The following is a 16,275-nucleotide window of genomic DNA, read 5'->3' on the forward strand; positions in this document are numbered from 1 at the left end:
ATGAATTGGACTAGGGAAGCAGACTTTTCAACGGGATCGATTCGTTGGCGAGATCGGCGGCGCGGACCGGAATTTTCTCGGCAACGAAACGCTTGGCCAGCACGAATTCGGGTACACGGCTGACCGTATCGGCTGCGAGCATGACGCCGTCCTTGAGATAAAACGCCGAGAAGGAGCGGGCTTTGGGATCGCCGCGCAGGACGAACTCGTCGTAGCCGAGGGACAAGCCGACCATCTTGAGCTTCAGATCGTATTGGTCGGACCAGAACCACGGCACGCTGTTGTAGACACGCTCCTTGCCGCACAACGACGCAGCGGCGGTGCGGGCCTGCTCCAGCGCGTTAGGGACCGATTCGAGACGCAGGCGGCGTCCAAGGGAAGGGTTGGGATGGTTGGTGCAATCCCCGACAGCAAAAATGTCCGGGTCGGACGTGCGCGTGTGTTCGTCGACCATGATGCCGTTGTCGACAGCAAGGCCGGCCGCTTGCGCGAGTTCGGTGGCGGGCTCCAGTCCCACGCCGACGATGACGAGATCCGCGGCGACGCGCGTGCCGTCCGCGCAGCACACGGCGGCAACGGCGTCGCCGGATGCGTCGAGTTCGAACCCACTCACGATCGCGTTGGTACGGATGTCGACTCCGGCTTCGCGGTGAACTTCCTCGTAGAACCTGGAAAGCTCGGGAGCCGTGACGCGCGCGAGGACGCGCGGCAACGCCTCGAGCACGGTGACGCGCAAGCCGCGCTTCACGGCTACCGCAGCCACTTCCAGCCCGATATATCCACCGCCGATGATCACGAGGCGCGAGCCGGCATGAAACTGGTTTCGGATGCGCGCGACGTGATCGAGCGTGCGAAGGTAGTGAAAATTCTGCAGCTTCTCGGTCGCTTCGATACCCGGCAACGCGAGGCGCCGCGGGCGGCCGCCGGTGGCCAGAACCAGTTTCGTATAGCTGATTTCGCTGCCGTTGGACAGCGTGACCCGTTTCGCGTCACGGTCGATGTGCTGCGCGCGCGTGTTCGGGATGAACTCGACACGCGCTTTGTCGTACGTCGACAGCGGTTTCAGGTACAGCTGCTCGGCGGTCGATTCGCCCGACAGGAATGCCTTGGAGAGCGGCGGCCGTTGGTAGGGCAAATGCGGTTCTTCTCCCACCATCACGATGCGTCCCGTCCATCCCTGTTCTCGGATCGCGGTCGCGCATTCTCCTGCTGCATGACCCGCCCCGACGATCAACGCGATGTTCTCTGCGTCTTCAGCTGTCATGAGGCTAACTCCATCTCGCACGGCCGCAGGCTCGCTGCGGCCACAGTAAGTCTGAATAATGTTCTAAATTGTGAACGACGGTCGCTGCGACTGTCAATGCTCATGAACCCCGTTGGGCCGAGGCGGAACTGACCATCGCCTCGATGCCGCCAACCGCGAAACGAATCAGATAGGTGCGCATGCGCTCGATATGTGCTGTCGCGAGTGCCTTGGCTCCGGAGCGCGCTTCCTGCGCGTAAAGCTCGTTGAGCACGAGATGAAACACGGACTCGACGAAATGCTGCACCAGTTCGACGGTCTCCCGCGTGACGTGGGGAAGTGCCTTGGCGAAGGCGTCACGGTAGCGCGCGGCCGCAGGCGCGTATTGATCATAAAACGGCGCCGTGAGATCGGGGCGCTCCAGAAGACAGCCAATCTGGGTTAGCAGGCGCAAGTAATTTCGCCACCCCGGATCGCCGCTCTTCAGATGCGCGAAGGCCGGTGCGGAAAGTGCGGTCACGATTGCTTCCACGTCGGGGCGCTTGCCTTGCAGGGGTGCCAGTTCGGCCTCGAGCGAGTCGATGACCTGCCGGCTGATCACCGCGGCGCGGCGGCCGATCGCCTGCTGAAACAGCGCGTCTTTGCTGCCGAAGTGGTACCGCGCGAGGCTCAGCTCCATGCCACAGCTCTGCATGATGTCGCGAATCGACGTGCCGAAGTAGCCGTGCATCGCGAACAGCCGCTCGGCCGTATCGAGAATGCGCTCTGGCGTCGTGCTGCGCGCCGTGGCACGCGGCTCATTGATGGCAGTCGCCCGTCTGCTGGCGGCGTGCGTGGTGCTGGACGGCATGGTTTCCCTTTGATGGCGGGCGCGAGCCAGAAAGCGCGCAACATCCCCTTCCGCGAATGATAAATCGATCTTGCACACTTGTGCAAAATAGAACATAGTTCAACTATTGGTACCTCACGCTAAGGCAGAGGTGCCTGCAAACAAACGATCAATGGAGACGGGAACCATGGCCGGCGCGCTGCGACTCGAGGACTTCGACGATCCTAGGTTCAACCCCTTTTTCGAGGATTCACTCGCTTACGGTGCCGATGCGGACCCTTATCCACGCATTGCCGAACTGCGGGAAAAGGCCGTGGTTCAGGAAGGCGACTACCGTGTGCTGATGGGCGGCGCGGCGGACCTGACCATGTCCGATGTCGCGCACTATTCCGTATTCGGATACGACGAAGTCTCGAAGGTGCTTGGCGACCCGGCAACGTTTTCAAACAAGTCTTACGAGCGCAATCTCGGCATCAGCTTCGGGCGCAGTATCTCGACGATGGATGCGCCCGAGCACCCGCGCTACCGCCGCATCTTCCAGAAGGCCTTTTTGCCGCACACCGTCGCGGCATGGGGCGATACGCTGGTCGACCCAGTGGTGAGCGAGCTGATGTCGAAGTTCATGGATCGCGGACATGCGGATCTCGTCAGCGAGTTCACGCTTCACTACCCGTTCAACATCATCTATCGGCAACTGGCATTGCCGCCGGAAGATGTGAAGATCTTTCACAAGCTCGCCATCGCACAGACGCTGGTTTCGATCGATGTCGAGCATGGCGTGGAGGCATCGACGAAGCTGGGCACCTATTTCGCGCGGCTCGTCGACGAGCGCCGCAGTCATCCCGGCGACGATCTGGTGAGCTCGCTGGCCATCGCGGAGGTGGACGGTGAGCGGCTACCGGACGAGGTCGTCATTTCGTTTCTTCGCCAGCTGGTGAATGCGGGCGGCGACACAACCTATCGCGCGACCAGCGTACTGTTGCTTGCGTTGCTGCGCGATCCGGTACAGCTCCAAGCGGTGCGCCAGGATCGCACGCTGGTCGCGGCGGCGATCGAAGAGGCTCTGCGCTGGGACGGGCCCGTGCTGATGCAGTCGCGTATGGCGACGCGTGATGTCACGCTCGGCGGTGTCGAGATTCCTGCCGGCGCATTTCTCGACGTGGTGGCGGGCAGCGCCAATCGCGACCCCAGCCGTTTCGCCGATCCGGACAGGTTCGATATCTATCGCAAGGCTGGTCACCGGCACTTTGCATTCGCCTATGGCCCGCACGTGTGCATCGGCCAGCACCTGGCGCGCGTGGAAATGACGCGCGCGCTCAACGCGATTCTCGATCGCCTGCCCAATCTTCGGCTCGATCCGGCCGCGCCAGCTCCACCGATCAACGGGATCATGATGCGGGTTCCGCATTCGATTCCCGTCATCTTCGGCTAACAGGAACAACGCCGGCCTCGCGTGCTATGGATGGGGCTGGCCGACAAGGCACGGACGGTGGAGAACGCATAGATGAGCGAGTTTGACTTTATCGTGATTGGCGCGGGTGCGGCGGGTTGCGTGCTAGCCAATCGTCTTTCGGAGAGCGGGCACCATACTGTGCTACTCATCGAGGCAGGTCCGGAAGATCGCAATCCGTTGATCCGGATGCCAAAAGGCTTTGGCAAGCTGCTGGGCGACCCAGCTCATGCCTGGTTCATTCCGGTGCAGCCCGATCATGGGAACGGGCATCGCAACGAAATCTGGCTTCGCGGCAAGATGCTCGGCGGTTCCAGCAGCATCAACGGCATGGTGTATATGCGAGGTCATCCCGAGGACTACGACGGATGGGCCGAACTGGGTGTCGAGGGCTGGAGCTGGCAGAACCTGGCGCCTTGCTTCCGGCGCATCGAAGATCACGCGCTCGGCGCCGATGAGCTGCGTGGAGAGGGCGGCCCGCTGAAAGTGTCACCGTACGCGCAGCGCAATCGAATTGGCGAGGCCGTACTCGAAGCGTGCCGGTCGCTCGGCGTGCGGCGCTTGGAAGATATCAACAGGCTCGATCATGAGGGCGTGGCCTATCTGATCTATACGATACGCAACGGTCGTCGGCAAAGCTCGGCCGAAGCCTTTCTGAAGCCCGCGAGGGCGCGCAAGAACCTCACAGTCGCTACCGGCACGCAAGCCGCGCGAATCGTGTTTGACGGCACGCGCGCCGTCGGCGTGCAGTGCGAAAGCGCGGGGCAGCAGATCGCTTACCGTGCGCGTCGCGAGGTGGTGCTCTCGGCGGGCGCGATCGAGTCGCCGCGGCTCTTGCAGTTGTCGGGCGTTGGCGATCCCGGCCATCTGCGGTCGCTTGGCATTCCCGTCGTGGCGGCGAGTCCGGGGGTCGGACGGAACCTGCGCGAGCACTATCTATATATGCTGCAGGCCCGCCTGCGGCACTGGCGCGATTCGCAGAACCGGCAGTTCAGCGGCATGCGCTTATGGCGCAACGCGATGCAGTATCTGCTGTTCCGCCGTGGCGTGATGTCGCTCGGCTCGTACCAGGTGGGCGGCTTCGTCAAGACCGCGGCGGATGCGATGCGTCCCGATGTTCAACTGATGATGGCGCCGTACTCGATGGATTTCGGCGCGGCCGGTTACGCGTTCGAGTCGTTCCCAGGCATGCAGCTCTTCAGCTACCCGCTGCGCCCGCGCAGCGAAGGGCACGTCAGGATCCAGTCCGCGGACCCCCGCGTGCCGCCCGAAGTCGTCGCGAACTACCTTGCCGATCCGTACGACCGGCAGATGGCTGTCAACGCATTCCGGTTCATGCGCAGCGTGCTGGCCGCCGAGCCGCTTGCCAGCCTGCTGGCAGGGGAGACACGTCCAGGCCCCGCCGTCCAGACCGATGACGAGATTCTCGACCTCTACCGGCGTGAAGGCCAATCCGGCTATCACGCTTGCGGTACCTGCAAGATGGGATCGGACACGCTTGCCGTGCTCGATTCGCGGCTGCGCGTGCGCGGTGTCGAACGCCTGCGCGTGATGGATCTCTCCGTAACACCCACGATGATCTCCGGCAACACGAATGGCCCCATGATGGCGATGGCATGGCGCGCCGCCGGCCTGATCCTGGAGGACGCGCGATGAGCCGCCTTGAAGACTACAGCGGGCGTTTTACGAACATCGACTTCGAGCGACGCGACGGTATTTTGCAAGTGCGCCTGCATACCGATGGCGGCCCACTCAAGTGGGGCGCGCTCGATCGCAGCGTTCACAGCCAGCTAGGCGAGGCGTTCTACCAGATCGCACGCGACCTCGATAATCGCGTAGTCATCCTGACCGGCACCGGCGATTCGTTCTGCGACGCGATGAATGACGCCGAGTTGCCGGCGGAGCCGCTTGTGCAAGTCTGGCCGCGCCTGCAGCGCGAGGGGCAGGACCTGCTGATGCAACTGCTGGAAATTCCGGTTCCGGTTATCGGCGCGATCAACGGGCCGGCACTCATTCATGCCGAGTTGCTCGTGCTGTCGGATATCGTGCTGGCCTCCAGTCGCGCCGAAATCTCGGACCAGGCGCACTTCGTTCACGGCGTCGTGCCGGCGGACGGCGTGCAGGTCGTCTGGCCGATGCTGATTGGCCACAACCGCGCCCGCTATTTTCTTCTCAGCGGCGAGCGCATCACGGCGCAGCGCGCGTGGGAGCTTGGCGTCGTCGGCGAAGTCGTCGCGCACGACACCTTGCTCGAACGTGCGTGGCAAATGGCGCACGAACTCGCGGCGAAGCCGATCGAAACGCTGCGATACACGCGCGCGGTCTTCACGCAGCCGTTCAAGCGCCGCATGGTCGACGAACTGGGCTACGGGCTCGCGCTCGAAGGGCTCGCCGGTATTGCCGCGCAGTCCAGCAAGACGTAGTCGGTCGACGCGAATGTTCACGAATGGGAGACACGATATGACCTTGGTAGTGCAAGCATCAACGGAGCGCAACGCGATCGTTCAGCAGGCGCTCGACCGCGCCACACGGGAAGGCGGTGAGATCGGCGTGCAGGTGGCGGCCTATCTGAACGGCAAGCTCATGATCGACGCATGGAGCGGCGTGGCCGATCCGTCCACCGGCCGTCCGGTCGACGGCGAAACGCTGTTCAATGTGTATTCGGTGACGAAGGCCGTTGCAGCAACCGCGTTGCATATCCTGGCCGACCGCGGGCTCATCGAATACGACGCGCCGGTGACGCGCTACTGGCCAGAGTACGGTGCCCACGGCAAGCAGAAAACGACCGTGCGCGATGTGCTGACTCATCGCGCGTGTGTGCCGCAAATGCCCGAAGACGTCACACCGGAGCTGATGTGTGACTGGCAGTGGATGACCAGCGCCATCGCCAACCTTGAGCCGCTTGCGGAGCCGGGGACGAAGACGCTGTACCTCTCGATGACGTTCGGCTGGATCGTTGGCGAGTTGGTGCGACGCGCCGATCCGAAGAAGCGCTCGCTGGGCCGTTTTGTCCGGGAGGAGATTGCAATGCCACTCGGCATCGACGATCTATGGATCGGCATTCCCGACGAAGTCGAACCGCGCATCGCACGTCTCACCGATGCAATGGTGCCGGTTCCGGCGGGATACCTGCCGCCGCTGTTCCTGCGCTCGATGCCGCAACAGGTCGCATTGGCGCCGCAAGTGTTCGAGCGTCCGGACGTGCGGCGCGCGGAAGTGGCGGGCGTTGGCGGGATCTTCAACGCGCGCAGCGAGGCGCGCTTCTGGGCAATGCTGGCATGCGGCGGCGAGTTGGACGGCGTGAGGATACTCTCGAAGGAGCTCGTCGCCACGCTGAACACGCCGCGCGCCAATAGCGAGGAACCCGACCCGGTGATGTTCGGCTTTCCGATTCCAATCACGATCGGTGGCTTCTGGTTCGGCGGCAACCATCCGCCGGTGACGGCGGCACGTTCACCGCGCGCTTTGTGCCATCCGGGGCAGGGCAATTCGATCGGCTGGGCGGACCCGGATACCGGGCTCGCCGTCGCGATCTGCCATAACAAGCTGTTCAACCCGGCCACGCCGGAAGAAGATCCGCTGCTTCCGATCGCTGCGGCGATTCGCGACGCACTGGATCTGAAGTGATTGGCACGATGCGCATGGATATCGAGTATTTGCAGCAATGGACTGGGCGCACCGAGGAAGTGCAGGACCAGCTCACCTCCACGCCGATGGCGGCTCTCAGCGCCATGCTTGACCACGATGACGCGCTTTCAGCACGTGGCGATGACTTGCCGCCGTTGTGGCATTGGCTTTATTTTCTGCCGGTTCATCGCCAGTCGATGGTGGGGGCGGACGGTCATCCGAAACGCGGCGGCTTTCTGCCGCCGGTCGATTTGCCTCGCCGCATGTGGGCGGGCAGTCAACTCGAGTTTCTACGGCCGCTGAAAGCGGGTAGCGCGATCACGCGTCTTTCATGCATCGAGAGTGTTGCGCACAAGCATGGACGTACCGGCGATCTCGTGTTCGTGAAGGTCAAGCACGAGGTCAGCGACGCTGCTGGCCTTGCGATCGTCGAACGCCAGGATATCGTGTATCGCGATCATGCGGCTGCCAGCGAAAAGCCTGCAGCATTACAGGCCGCGCCCATGGGCGCTCAATGGGCACGAGAGGTCAATCCCGATCCTGTGCTGCTGTTTCGCTACTCGGCGCTTACGTTGAATGGTCATCGCATTCACTACGATCGGCCTTACGCGATCGGCGCAGAGGGATACGAGGGACTCGTCGTGCATGGCCCGCTGCTCGCCACGCTACTGATGGACTCGCTCGGAGCGGAGTTGCCGGGCGCGCGCGTCGGAGCGTTTTCGTTCCGCGCGATCAAACCGGTGGTGGACACGTCGCCTTTCTATGTTTGCGGAAAGCAACACGAATCGGACCAAAGCAAGGTGAGCTTGTGGATCGCCGGCAGCGACGGATCGTTGCACATGGAAGCCACGGCTGTTCTGATCTGATCTGATCGTCGAGCCGGTCCGCTGGCGGGGTCGCCATAGCCGGACCGGACGCTGAATGGGAGACTTTATGCGTTCGTTTCTTTTTGTGCCGGGCAGCAAGCCTGAACGATTCGCCACGGCGCTCGCGGCAGGCGCCGATGCGGTGATCGTGGACCTCGAGGACGCTGTTGCAGACGCGGACAAAGCGTCGGCGCGTGCATATGTTGCCGACGCGGTACGTACATTTTTGGCATCGACGGTTCGGGTACTTTTGCGCATCAATGGCGGGGGCACGCAGTGGTTCCAGCGGGACCTCTCGCTCGCAGCGTTCGATGGTATCGATGGCGTGGTGTTGCCCAAGGCTGAGAATCCGGCTGCTTTGGCCGCTGTCGCGGCGGCAACGGCGAAACCCATATTGCCGATCATCGAATCTGCCGAGGGTGTCTGGAACGCACTGGACGTGGCGCGCATGCCCGGCGTCGAGCGACTCATATTCGGTTCGGTTGACTTCGAACTCGATCTGGATTGTGACGGTTCATGGGACGCGTTGTTGTTCGCGCGTTCGCGTATTGTGCTGGCCTCCCGCGTAGCGGGCATTCAGTCTCCCGTGGATGGCGTTAGCGTGGCAATCGATGACGAACGGCAACTCGCGCACGATTCGTCGAAGGCGCGATCGCTGGGCTTTGGCGGGAAGCTGTGCATTCATCCGCGCCAGATTGCAGCGGTCAATGCGGCGTTCAGCCCGAGCGCGGATGAAATTGCCAAGGCGCGGCGAATCGTCGACGCGTATGAGCGGGCAGAAGGCGGGGCGGTGTCCGTAGATGGACGGATGGTGGACTTGCCGGTATTGCTCAAGGCAAGACGCATCGTTGGCTTGTCTGAAAGCGTGCGAGGTTCAGAGGAAGGGTAAGTGGTGCGGCGGGTGAGCGACGCACCGCCCGCGCCACCACCGCATCATGTGGCGCGGGCGTGACACGGTATCGCTTACACCGGATCCCAGGGCGTGAGCGCCATGGACGGCACGTTCGGGAAGAAGCTCGATTCGAACGCCGGCATGACCTGCTCGGCAATCGCTTCAGGCGTCCAGCCGCCGTCGCGATGCAGCGACCGGATCATGCGGATCTGGTTGAAGAAGTAGATCTCGTTGGCGCGCACGCCGAAGATCTGACCCGAAACCTTTGCGGCCTGGCCGGACGCAAGGTAGACCGCGAGCGGCGCGATCTTGCGCGATTCCATGCGCTTGAGAATTTCGACGCGTGCTGTTTGCTCAGGCGTCTCCGAGGGGATCGAGGCCGTCATTGCGGTCCATGCCCACGGCGCGATGCAGTTCGAGCGCACGTTGAATTTCGCCATGTCGAGGGCAATCGACTTCGACAGACCGACGACCCCCATTTTGGCGGCGGAGTAGTTGGCCTGTCCGATGTTGCCGATCAGACCCGAGGTGGAGGTCATGTGAACGAAGCTGCCGCTGTTTTGTGCCTTGAAATGCGGAGCCGCCGCGCGTGCCACGAAAAACGACCCGTTCAGATGCACGTCGACTACGGCCTTCCACTCGTCGAGGCTCATGTTGAAGAACATACGGTCACGCACGATGCCGGCGTTGTTGACCACACAGTCGATGCGGCCGAACGTGTCCAGCGCGGCCTGCACGATCTTCTGCGCGCAATCCCATTCAGCGACGCTATCCGTCGAGGCAAGCGCTTGCCCGCCGGCCTCCTTGATTTCTTCGACGACGCGCTCTGCGGCGAACTGGCCGGATTCGGCGTTGCGACCCAGGTCGTTGACGATGACCTTTGCGCCGTTCGCCGCGAATTGCAACGCAAAATCGCGCCCGATGCCGGCACCCGCACCCGTTACCACTACCACCTTGTCCTTGACGAAATCGCTCACTCTTGTCTCCGTTCGAGAGGCGTTGATGTAAAAAAGCTCGCTTCGGTATAATATCAAAACTGAACGGCGTTGCATAATATGAACGCTGGCACGTTGATGCAAAGTGTGACGATTGATCCATTCGAAGACGACCAAATGATAGGAGACGCGAGATGAACCCTACGAAAGACTGGACCGTGCCGGACCATGTTCCGCGAGAACTCGTGGTCGATTTCGACTATATGAATCCGCCCGGTGCGCAAGACGACGTCCATCTGGCGTGGAAGAGGCTGCATACCGGGCCTGATATCGTCTGGTCCCCGTACCATGGCGGCCACTGGATCGCCACGCGCGGCGAAGACATCGAGGCCATGCAGAAGGACCACACCCATTTTTCGCATCGCAGTGTCAACATCCCGCCGCTCAACGAAACGCAGCTCGTGCCGCTCGAGCTTGACCCGCCCGAACATACCGCGTACCGCAACCTGATCACGCCCGCTTTCCTGCCGCAAGCTATCTCCTCGCTGGAAAGCGACGTGCGCAAGCTCGCAATCGAGCTGATCGAAAAAATCGCTCCACGAGGCGAATGCGAGTTCGTCTCGGAGTTCTCGAAGATCCTGCCGATCGTGATTTTCCTGCGTCTTGCCGATCTTCCGTTGAGCGACCGAGGACAATTGCTCGAATGGGCGGAATGGGCCGTGCGCGGCAACTTCGAGCAGCGCAACGAATCCCAGCACCGGCTGATTGGCTATATCTCCGCCTGGGTGGACAAGCGCAAGGCAGAGGCGGGCGGCGATCTCGTCAGCCTCATCGCCAACGCGCAGATCGACGGCAAGCCGATCAGCCCCGAGCGCATGTTCGGGATGTTTATCGTCGTGCTGTTTGGCGGCCTCGATACCGTCGCGTCGATGATGGGTTTCATCGCGCGCTTTCTGGCGGAGAATCCGGCGCACCGCAGGCAGCTGATCGAGAATCCCGATCTGATGGTGTCGTCGGTCGATGAGATGATTCGTCGCTTTGGCGTGGCGAACACCGCGCGGCTCATCACGCAGGACATGGAATACAAGGGTATCCAGTTCAGGAAGGGTGACCAGATTCAATTGCCGAACTCCCTGTTTGGCCTCGACGAGCGCAAGTTCAGCGATCCGCTCGCCGTCGACCTGACGCGCAAGCCAGTGCTGCACGCCGCGTTCGGCAACGGCCCGCATCGCTGCCCGGGGTCGTTCCTTGCGCGTACGGAGATCAAGGTTTTCCTCCAGGAGTGGCTCAAACGCATTCCCGATTTTCGCATTCGCGAGGGCGACAAGCCCCGATGCGGCTCGGGCTCCGTCAACGGCATGCTCTATCTGCCGCTCGTCTGGGACGTAGCGCCCTGAAGTATCCCCACCCTCAACGACTCATCGACGATCATGAAAAAGTGGCAATGCATTTTTTGCGGTTTTTACTACGACGAAGCAGCGGGACTTCCCGCGGAGGGCATCGCGCCTGGCACTCGCTGGGAAGACATCCCCGATGACTGGGCCTGCCCCGAGTGCGGCGCGACCAAGGCCGACTTCGTGATGTTCGAAGTGGAGGCCTGAGCGGGCGGGCGCACGGCGCACGGCGCAAGGCCGTGCGCTTCATCGCTCAGGATCAGGCGCGCTCGAACACGGCGGCAATACCCTGGCCACCGCCGATGCACATGGTCTCGAGTGCATAACGTCCTTTCCGGCGCGTCAACTCGTGCAACAGCGTTGTCATGATGCGCACGCCCGTTGCGCCAATCGGGTGGCCCAGCGATATGCCAGAGCCGTTCACGTTGAGCCGGTCGGTATCGTGCCAGTTCCAGCCTTTGAGGACTGCCAGCACCTGACACGCGAATGCTTCGTTTACTTCGACAAGATCCATCTGCTCGAGCGTAAGCCCGATGCGCGTCATCAGCTTCTGCACTGCGGGCACGGGCCCAATGCCCATGCGTGATGGCTCGCATCCGGCTGCGGCCCAGCCGGTCAGCCAGGCCATGGGTTCGAGTCCGAGCGCTTCGAGGCGGTCTTCCGCGACGACGAGGCAAGCGGCAGCGGCATCGTTTTGCTGGCTGGAGTTGCCTGCGGTGACTGTGCCGCCCGGCATCAACGCGCGAAGCTTGCCGAGGCTTTCCATGCTGGCGTCGGCGCGGAATCCTTCATCTTTGGAAAACAGAAGCGGCTGGCCTTTTTTCTGAGGAACGCTGACCGCCACGACCTCTTCGGCCATCTGGCCGGACTCCCATGCGGCGGCCGCGCGCTGATGGCTGCGCAGCGCGAACTCGTCGGCGGCCTCGCGGCTGATGCCATGGTCGGTGGCCAGATTTTCCGCGGTCTCGATCATGCCGGAGATAAAGCCGAAGCGCGATTCCGGCTGTGAGCGCTCGCGGCCCCGCGCGAGCCGGTCGTGAAACTGGACGGAGCCCGACCGGGCGCCCCAGCGCATGTCCGTGCTGTAGTACTCGATATTGCTCATACTTTCCACGCCGCCGGCCAACACCACGTCGGCGGCGCCGGTCTGCACCATCATCGCGGCGGTGACGAGCGCCTGCAGGCCCCCGCCGCAACGTCGATCAAGCTGCATGCCCGGCACCTCCACCGGCAGGCCCGCCTGCAGCGCAATCCAGCGGCCCACGCAAGGTGTTTCGCTGTTCGCGTACGATTGCGCGAAGACGACGTCGTCGATGCGAGCGGGATCGAGTCCTGCGCGCCGGATCGTTTCATTCGCAACGAGCGCGCCGAGATCTTCGACGCAAACGCCGCGCAGGCTACCGCCAAAGGTGCCGACGGGCGTTCGTACAGGGGAGACAATTGCCGCGCGTTTCATCGGACGTTTCCTTGCAAAGTTTGAAAGTTCTGATTCGGCTGGGGTTGCAATCAGCCGACGAGCGTCGCGCTTCTTGAGCGATTGGAAGGCGGGACGCTCGCCATCTGATCGAGAGCGCTGCGATGGTCCGGATGGGCGATTGCCAGCATGCGTTCGCGCCTTTGGCGCAGCGTCAGGCCGCGCAGATCGGCCACGCCGTATTCGGTCACCACGATGGCGGCGTCGCTGCGCGACGTGCTGACCGGTCCGTTCAACGACGCGACGATGCGGGTCGCGCCCTTGCCCGCTGTGGACGGCAATGCGATGACAGGAACGCCGCCACGCGAGCGCCGCGCGCCGCGCAGGAAATCCAGTGCGCCGCCCACCGCGCCCACGTACACGCCACCGGCAATTTCGGCGTTGATCTGGCCACTCAGATCGACCTCGACCGCCGAGTTGATGGCGACGAAGCGGTCGATGCTTGCGAGCACGTTCGGATCGTGCGTGTAGCGGGTCGAACGAAACTGCACGGCGTCGTTTCGATGCGCGAACTCGTGTATGCGGCGACCCCCCATCATCACGCCAGCAATGGTCTTGCCCGTGTCGATGGTTTTGCGCACATTGTTGATCACGCCGCTTTCCATCAGATCGGCGACTTTGTCCCCGATCGTGCCGGAATGGATGCCAAGGTCTCGCCGATCGCCCAGGCAGGCGAGGATCGCTTCTGGAATCGCGCCGAGGCCGAGTTGAATGGTGGCGCCGTCTTCGATCAAACCGGCCGTGTGCTGTGCAATCGCCAGCTCCGTCGGGCTGACGGCGCTGGGCGAACTCTCGGGCAAAGCGCGCGACGTCGGGACAATGAAGTCGAGGTCGTCGTCGCGAAGATATCGCTCGCCGTAAGTCCAGGGTGCCTGTTCGTTGACTTCCGCAATGATGACGCGCGCGCGCTCGAGCGCCGGGATCAGATACTCATGCGCGACGGACAAGCTGTAGCGGCCGTGCGCATCGGGTGGCGCCAACTGCAGCAGCAGGACGTCGATCGCTAGCTGACCCGACTCCATCATCTCTGGCAACTGCGAATAATGGCAGGGCAGGATATCAAGCGCGCCAGCCTTGGCCAGTGCGCGGTTGGAGCCGCTCCCGCAGTACGAAACGAAATCGATGCAGTCTGCGTGCTCAGGCCGGCACGTGTCGTAGTTGCCGGCGCCGAGAAAGACCCGGAACGCGCCGATGCTGTGCCGCTGCTGAAGTAGAGTGCGCGTGAGCGCAAGGGGCTCTGCGTTGGATTGGCCCCATGCGACGGTATCGCCGGGGCGGATGATGGACGCGAAATCGACGGCGTCCGCCTCTAGCAGTAATGGCATGGTGTTGTTTGCGTCAGGTGGCGGGTTGCGCAAGGGCCTGGGCTTCGTCGTGCTGCCCACGTACTGCGCCTGTCGCGACGAGTTCCGCAATCCGTTCGTCGCTGTAGCCGATGCTCCGCAGCACGAGTTCTGTGTGCTCGCCAAGGTGTGGAACGGCGAGCGGTGGCGACCCAGGCTCCAAACGGAAGTGAATCGGGCTTGCAACGTGGTTGCCTCCGGACGGATCCCTCTGGACCATCCCGCGCTCGTGCGCATGCGGATGGTCGAGCGCTTCGGCGAGCGAGAGCACCGGCGCCACACTGATGTTTCGGCCTTCGAACCAGCAGAGCCATTCATCGAGTGTGCGAGTCAGGAAGATTTGCGTCAGGAACGCCCGGACGCGTATCTGGCCTTCACCGGCTGGGCCGATCGCGTCGGCGACGAGATCCGGACGGCCGAGCGGTGTAAGCAGGTTGGTTGCGAAGCTGTGTTCCCGGCCACCAAGGCAGAGCCACTTCGAATCGGCGGTCTCATAGGTGTCGAGCAACGCGAGCCCGCTGTCGCCTTCAGTCGGCCCTCGCAATTGGCTGTCCGGCGCGTTGAGCAAGTGGCCGCTCAGATACGGCTGCGATGTGAGCGCCGCATCGAAAAGCGCCATGTCGATGTAGTCGCCGCGCCCCGTTTCCCGCGCGCGCAGCAGCGCCATCAATACGGCGGACAACGCCGTCAATGAACCGGCCAGCGCGGCGAGCGACGGCCCCGTGGCAATTGGGATTCCCCGGCCATCGCGCGGCAGCGTACCTGCAAGCGATTGAACTACCGGATCGTGTGCGGGCAATTGAGAGAGCGGGCCGGTTTGGCCGAATGCGGTAATCGCACAATAAACGACTCCCGGGTTCGTCCGACTGATCGTGTCGTAGTCGATGCCAAGCCGAGCGGCCACGCCCGGCCTCGACGATTCGATCACGACGTCGGCCTCGTTCATCAGCTTGAGCGCGACCTCGCGTGCGTCCGGATGTTTCAGATCGAGCGCGATGCTGCGCTTGCCGCGGTTGATCGCGGCGAAGAACGCGCCGTCGGTGCCGGGTGCGCCGCGGGTGGGGTCGCCGGTGACCGGTTCGATCTTGACGACGTGCGCGCCGTGATCGGCGAGGTTGGCGGCGAGGAACGGACCCGGCATGAATTGCGACAGGTCCACGACGCGAAGGCCGGTCAGTTTCATGCCAGAGCAGCGCTGAAGCCGAGCTGGCGTTGCGCAATCGCGGCGGCTTCCTTCACGATGCGACCGATCAATTCCGCACAGGTCGGCAAGTCGTGAATGAGGCCGGTCACGATACCGGCGGGGAAGGCGCCGCCTTCCACTTCTCCTGTCACGAATGCGTCCATCCAGCGCTGTGCTCCGGTCAGCGCGTAGAGGTCCGAGCGCGTCACGTTGCCGGCGCGCTCGAGTTCGAGCGCGGCGAGACTCACGCTGTTCCTGACCACCCGGCTTGAATCGCCGATCGAGCGGCCAACCAGCACCGTATCGCGCTCGCTCGCTTCCAGCAGCCGTTGCTTGATCGCAGGGTGGACGGGGGACTCCTGCGTGAGCATGAATCGGGTTCCCATGTTGATGCCGTCCGCGCCGAGCGCGAGAGCCGCCATCAGCCCGCGCCCATCGGCAAAGCCGCCAGACGCGAGAATCGGCACCTTCAGCTTGTCGGCGGCGGCGGGAATCAGGATCAGTCCAGGGATGTCGTCTTCGCCAGGGTGCCCCGCGCATTCGAACCCGTCGATGCTGACGGCGTCCGCGCCGAGCGATTCGGCCTTCACCGCGTGGCGAACCGTCACGCACTTGTGCACGACCTTGACGCCCTGCGCCTTGAACTCGGCGATGTATTTCGCCGGATTGCTGCCTGCTGTCTCGACGACCTGGACGCCTTGAGACACGATCGTGCGCACATACGCGTCATAGTCGAGACCGACATTGGCGCCGAGAACGGTCAGGTTGACGCCAAAGGGCTTGTCGGTGAGCGAACGCACCCTGTCGATTTCGCGCGCGAGTGCATCGGCGCTTGCATGGGTGTGCGCGGAGATGAAGCCGAGACCGCCGGCATTGCCCACGGCCGCCGCCAGTTCGGCTCGCGCCACCCAGCGCATGCCGCCTTGAATGATGGGATATTGAATGCCGAGTAATTCAGTAATGCGATTGACATACGGTTTCATCGCGCGCCTGTAGCCTGGATAGGAAGTATGGGTGCCAGAGAAATGCGCGTGACGCG

At 63.0% G+C, this 16,275-nt stretch carries 15 protein-coding genes; 8 read left to right on the top strand and 7 right to left on the bottom strand.

The window, feature by feature from the left end; translation table 11 throughout:
* Positions 1-10 precede the first annotated feature (10 nt).
* Together OKW29_RS19410 and OKW29_RS19415 are read right to left on the bottom strand one after the other, a co-directional pair.
* Positions 11-1,264, bottom strand: coding sequence for an NAD(P)/FAD-dependent oxidoreductase (locus OKW29_RS19410; RefSeq protein ID WP_429292154.1), 1,254 nt, complete (start codon positions 1,262-1,264; stop codon positions 11-13).
* A gap of 100 nt (positions 1,265-1,364) precedes the next feature.
* A complete protein-coding gene (locus tag OKW29_RS19415; protein ID WP_429292155.1) occupies positions 1,365-2,189 on the bottom strand; it encodes a TetR/AcrR family transcriptional regulator in 825 nt (274 codons plus the stop codon).
* 70 nt (positions 2,190-2,259) lie between these two features.
* Here OKW29_RS19415 and OKW29_RS19420 point away from each other — a divergent pair, with 70 nt between their 5' ends.
* From OKW29_RS19420 to OKW29_RS19445, 6 genes are all read left to right on the top strand, one after another.
* A complete protein-coding gene (locus OKW29_RS19420) occupies positions 2,260-3,504 on the top strand; it encodes a cytochrome P450 (RefSeq protein WP_429292534.1) in 1,245 nt (414 codons plus the stop codon).
* 72 nt (positions 3,505-3,576) lie between these two features.
* Positions 3,577-5,178, top strand: a complete 1,602-nt coding sequence (locus OKW29_RS19425; RefSeq protein ID WP_429292156.1) for a GMC family oxidoreductase — start codon at positions 3,577-3,579, stop codon at positions 5,176-5,178.
* On the top strand, positions 5,175-5,945 hold the full coding sequence (locus OKW29_RS19430) for an enoyl-CoA hydratase/isomerase family protein (protein WP_429292157.1): 771 nt from the start codon (positions 5,175-5,177) through the stop codon (positions 5,943-5,945). The genes OKW29_RS19425 and OKW29_RS19430 overlap by 4 nt, the downstream gene beginning before the upstream one ends.
* Positions 5,946-5,982: 37 nt before the next feature.
* Complete coding sequence (locus OKW29_RS19435) at positions 5,983-7,149, top strand: serine hydrolase domain-containing protein (RefSeq protein ID WP_429292158.1); 1,167 nt, start codon at positions 5,983-5,985, stop codon at positions 7,147-7,149.
* Positions 7,150-7,157: 8 nt separating this feature from the next.
* Complete coding sequence (locus tag OKW29_RS19440; protein WP_429292535.1) at positions 7,158-8,015, top strand: FAS1-like dehydratase domain-containing protein; 858 nt, start codon at positions 7,158-7,160, stop codon at positions 8,013-8,015.
* Between the two features lie 67 nt (positions 8,016-8,082).
* On the top strand, positions 8,083-8,904 hold the full coding sequence (locus OKW29_RS19445; protein ID WP_429292159.1) for an HpcH/HpaI aldolase/citrate lyase family protein: 822 nt from the start codon (positions 8,083-8,085) through the stop codon (positions 8,902-8,904).
* 74 nt (positions 8,905-8,978) lie between these two features.
* Here OKW29_RS19445 and OKW29_RS19450 read toward each other — a convergent pair whose 3' ends face one another.
* Complete coding sequence (locus OKW29_RS19450; protein WP_429292160.1) at positions 8,979-9,884, bottom strand: SDR family NAD(P)-dependent oxidoreductase; 906 nt, start codon at positions 9,882-9,884, stop codon at positions 8,979-8,981.
* 152 nt (positions 9,885-10,036) lie between these two features.
* Between OKW29_RS19450 and OKW29_RS19455 the strand changes: the two genes are divergently transcribed.
* Both OKW29_RS19455 and OKW29_RS19460 read left to right on the top strand, forming a co-directional pair.
* Positions 10,037-11,239: a cytochrome P450 gene (locus OKW29_RS19455; protein ID WP_429292161.1), complete on the top strand. Its 1,203-nt coding sequence runs from the start codon at positions 10,037-10,039 to the stop codon at positions 11,237-11,239.
* Between the two features lie 33 nt (positions 11,240-11,272).
* Positions 11,273-11,443, top strand: a complete 171-nt coding sequence (locus OKW29_RS19460) for a rubredoxin (protein ID WP_090808851.1) — start codon at positions 11,273-11,275, stop codon at positions 11,441-11,443.
* A 52-nt stretch (positions 11,444-11,495) separates the two neighbouring features.
* Here OKW29_RS19460 and OKW29_RS19465 read toward each other — a convergent pair whose 3' ends face one another.
* From OKW29_RS19465 to OKW29_RS19480, 4 genes are read right to left on the bottom strand one after another with little or no spacing between them, the layout of a single operon-like run.
* Positions 11,496-12,692: an acetyl-CoA C-acetyltransferase gene (locus OKW29_RS19465; RefSeq protein ID WP_429292162.1), complete on the bottom strand. Its 1,197-nt coding sequence runs from the start codon at positions 12,690-12,692 to the stop codon at positions 11,496-11,498.
* Positions 12,693-12,742: 50 nt separating this feature from the next.
* Positions 12,743-14,035 carry an acetyl-CoA hydrolase/transferase family protein gene (locus OKW29_RS19470; protein ID WP_429292536.1) on the bottom strand — a complete coding sequence of 431 codons (1,293 nt, stop codon included), beginning with the start codon at positions 14,033-14,035 and terminating at the stop codon, positions 12,743-12,745.
* Positions 14,036-14,048: 13 nt separating this feature from the next.
* The gene (locus OKW29_RS19475; protein ID WP_429292163.1) at positions 14,049-15,236 is read right to left on the bottom strand and encodes a CaiB/BaiF CoA transferase family protein; all 1,188 of its coding nucleotides are present in this window, start codon (positions 15,234-15,236) and stop codon (positions 14,049-14,051) included.
* Positions 15,233-16,219 carry an NAD(P)H-dependent flavin oxidoreductase gene (locus tag OKW29_RS19480; RefSeq protein WP_187630157.1) on the bottom strand — a complete coding sequence of 329 codons (987 nt, stop codon included), beginning with the start codon at positions 16,217-16,219 and terminating at the stop codon, positions 15,233-15,235. The genes OKW29_RS19475 and OKW29_RS19480 overlap by 4 nt, the downstream gene beginning before the upstream one ends.
* Positions 16,220-16,275 lie beyond the last annotated feature (56 nt).

The sequence above is a fragment of the Paraburkholderia sp. CI3 genome (assembly GCF_050436505.1).
GTDB lineage: Bacteria > Pseudomonadota > Gammaproteobacteria > Burkholderiales > Burkholderiaceae > Paraburkholderia > Paraburkholderia tuberum.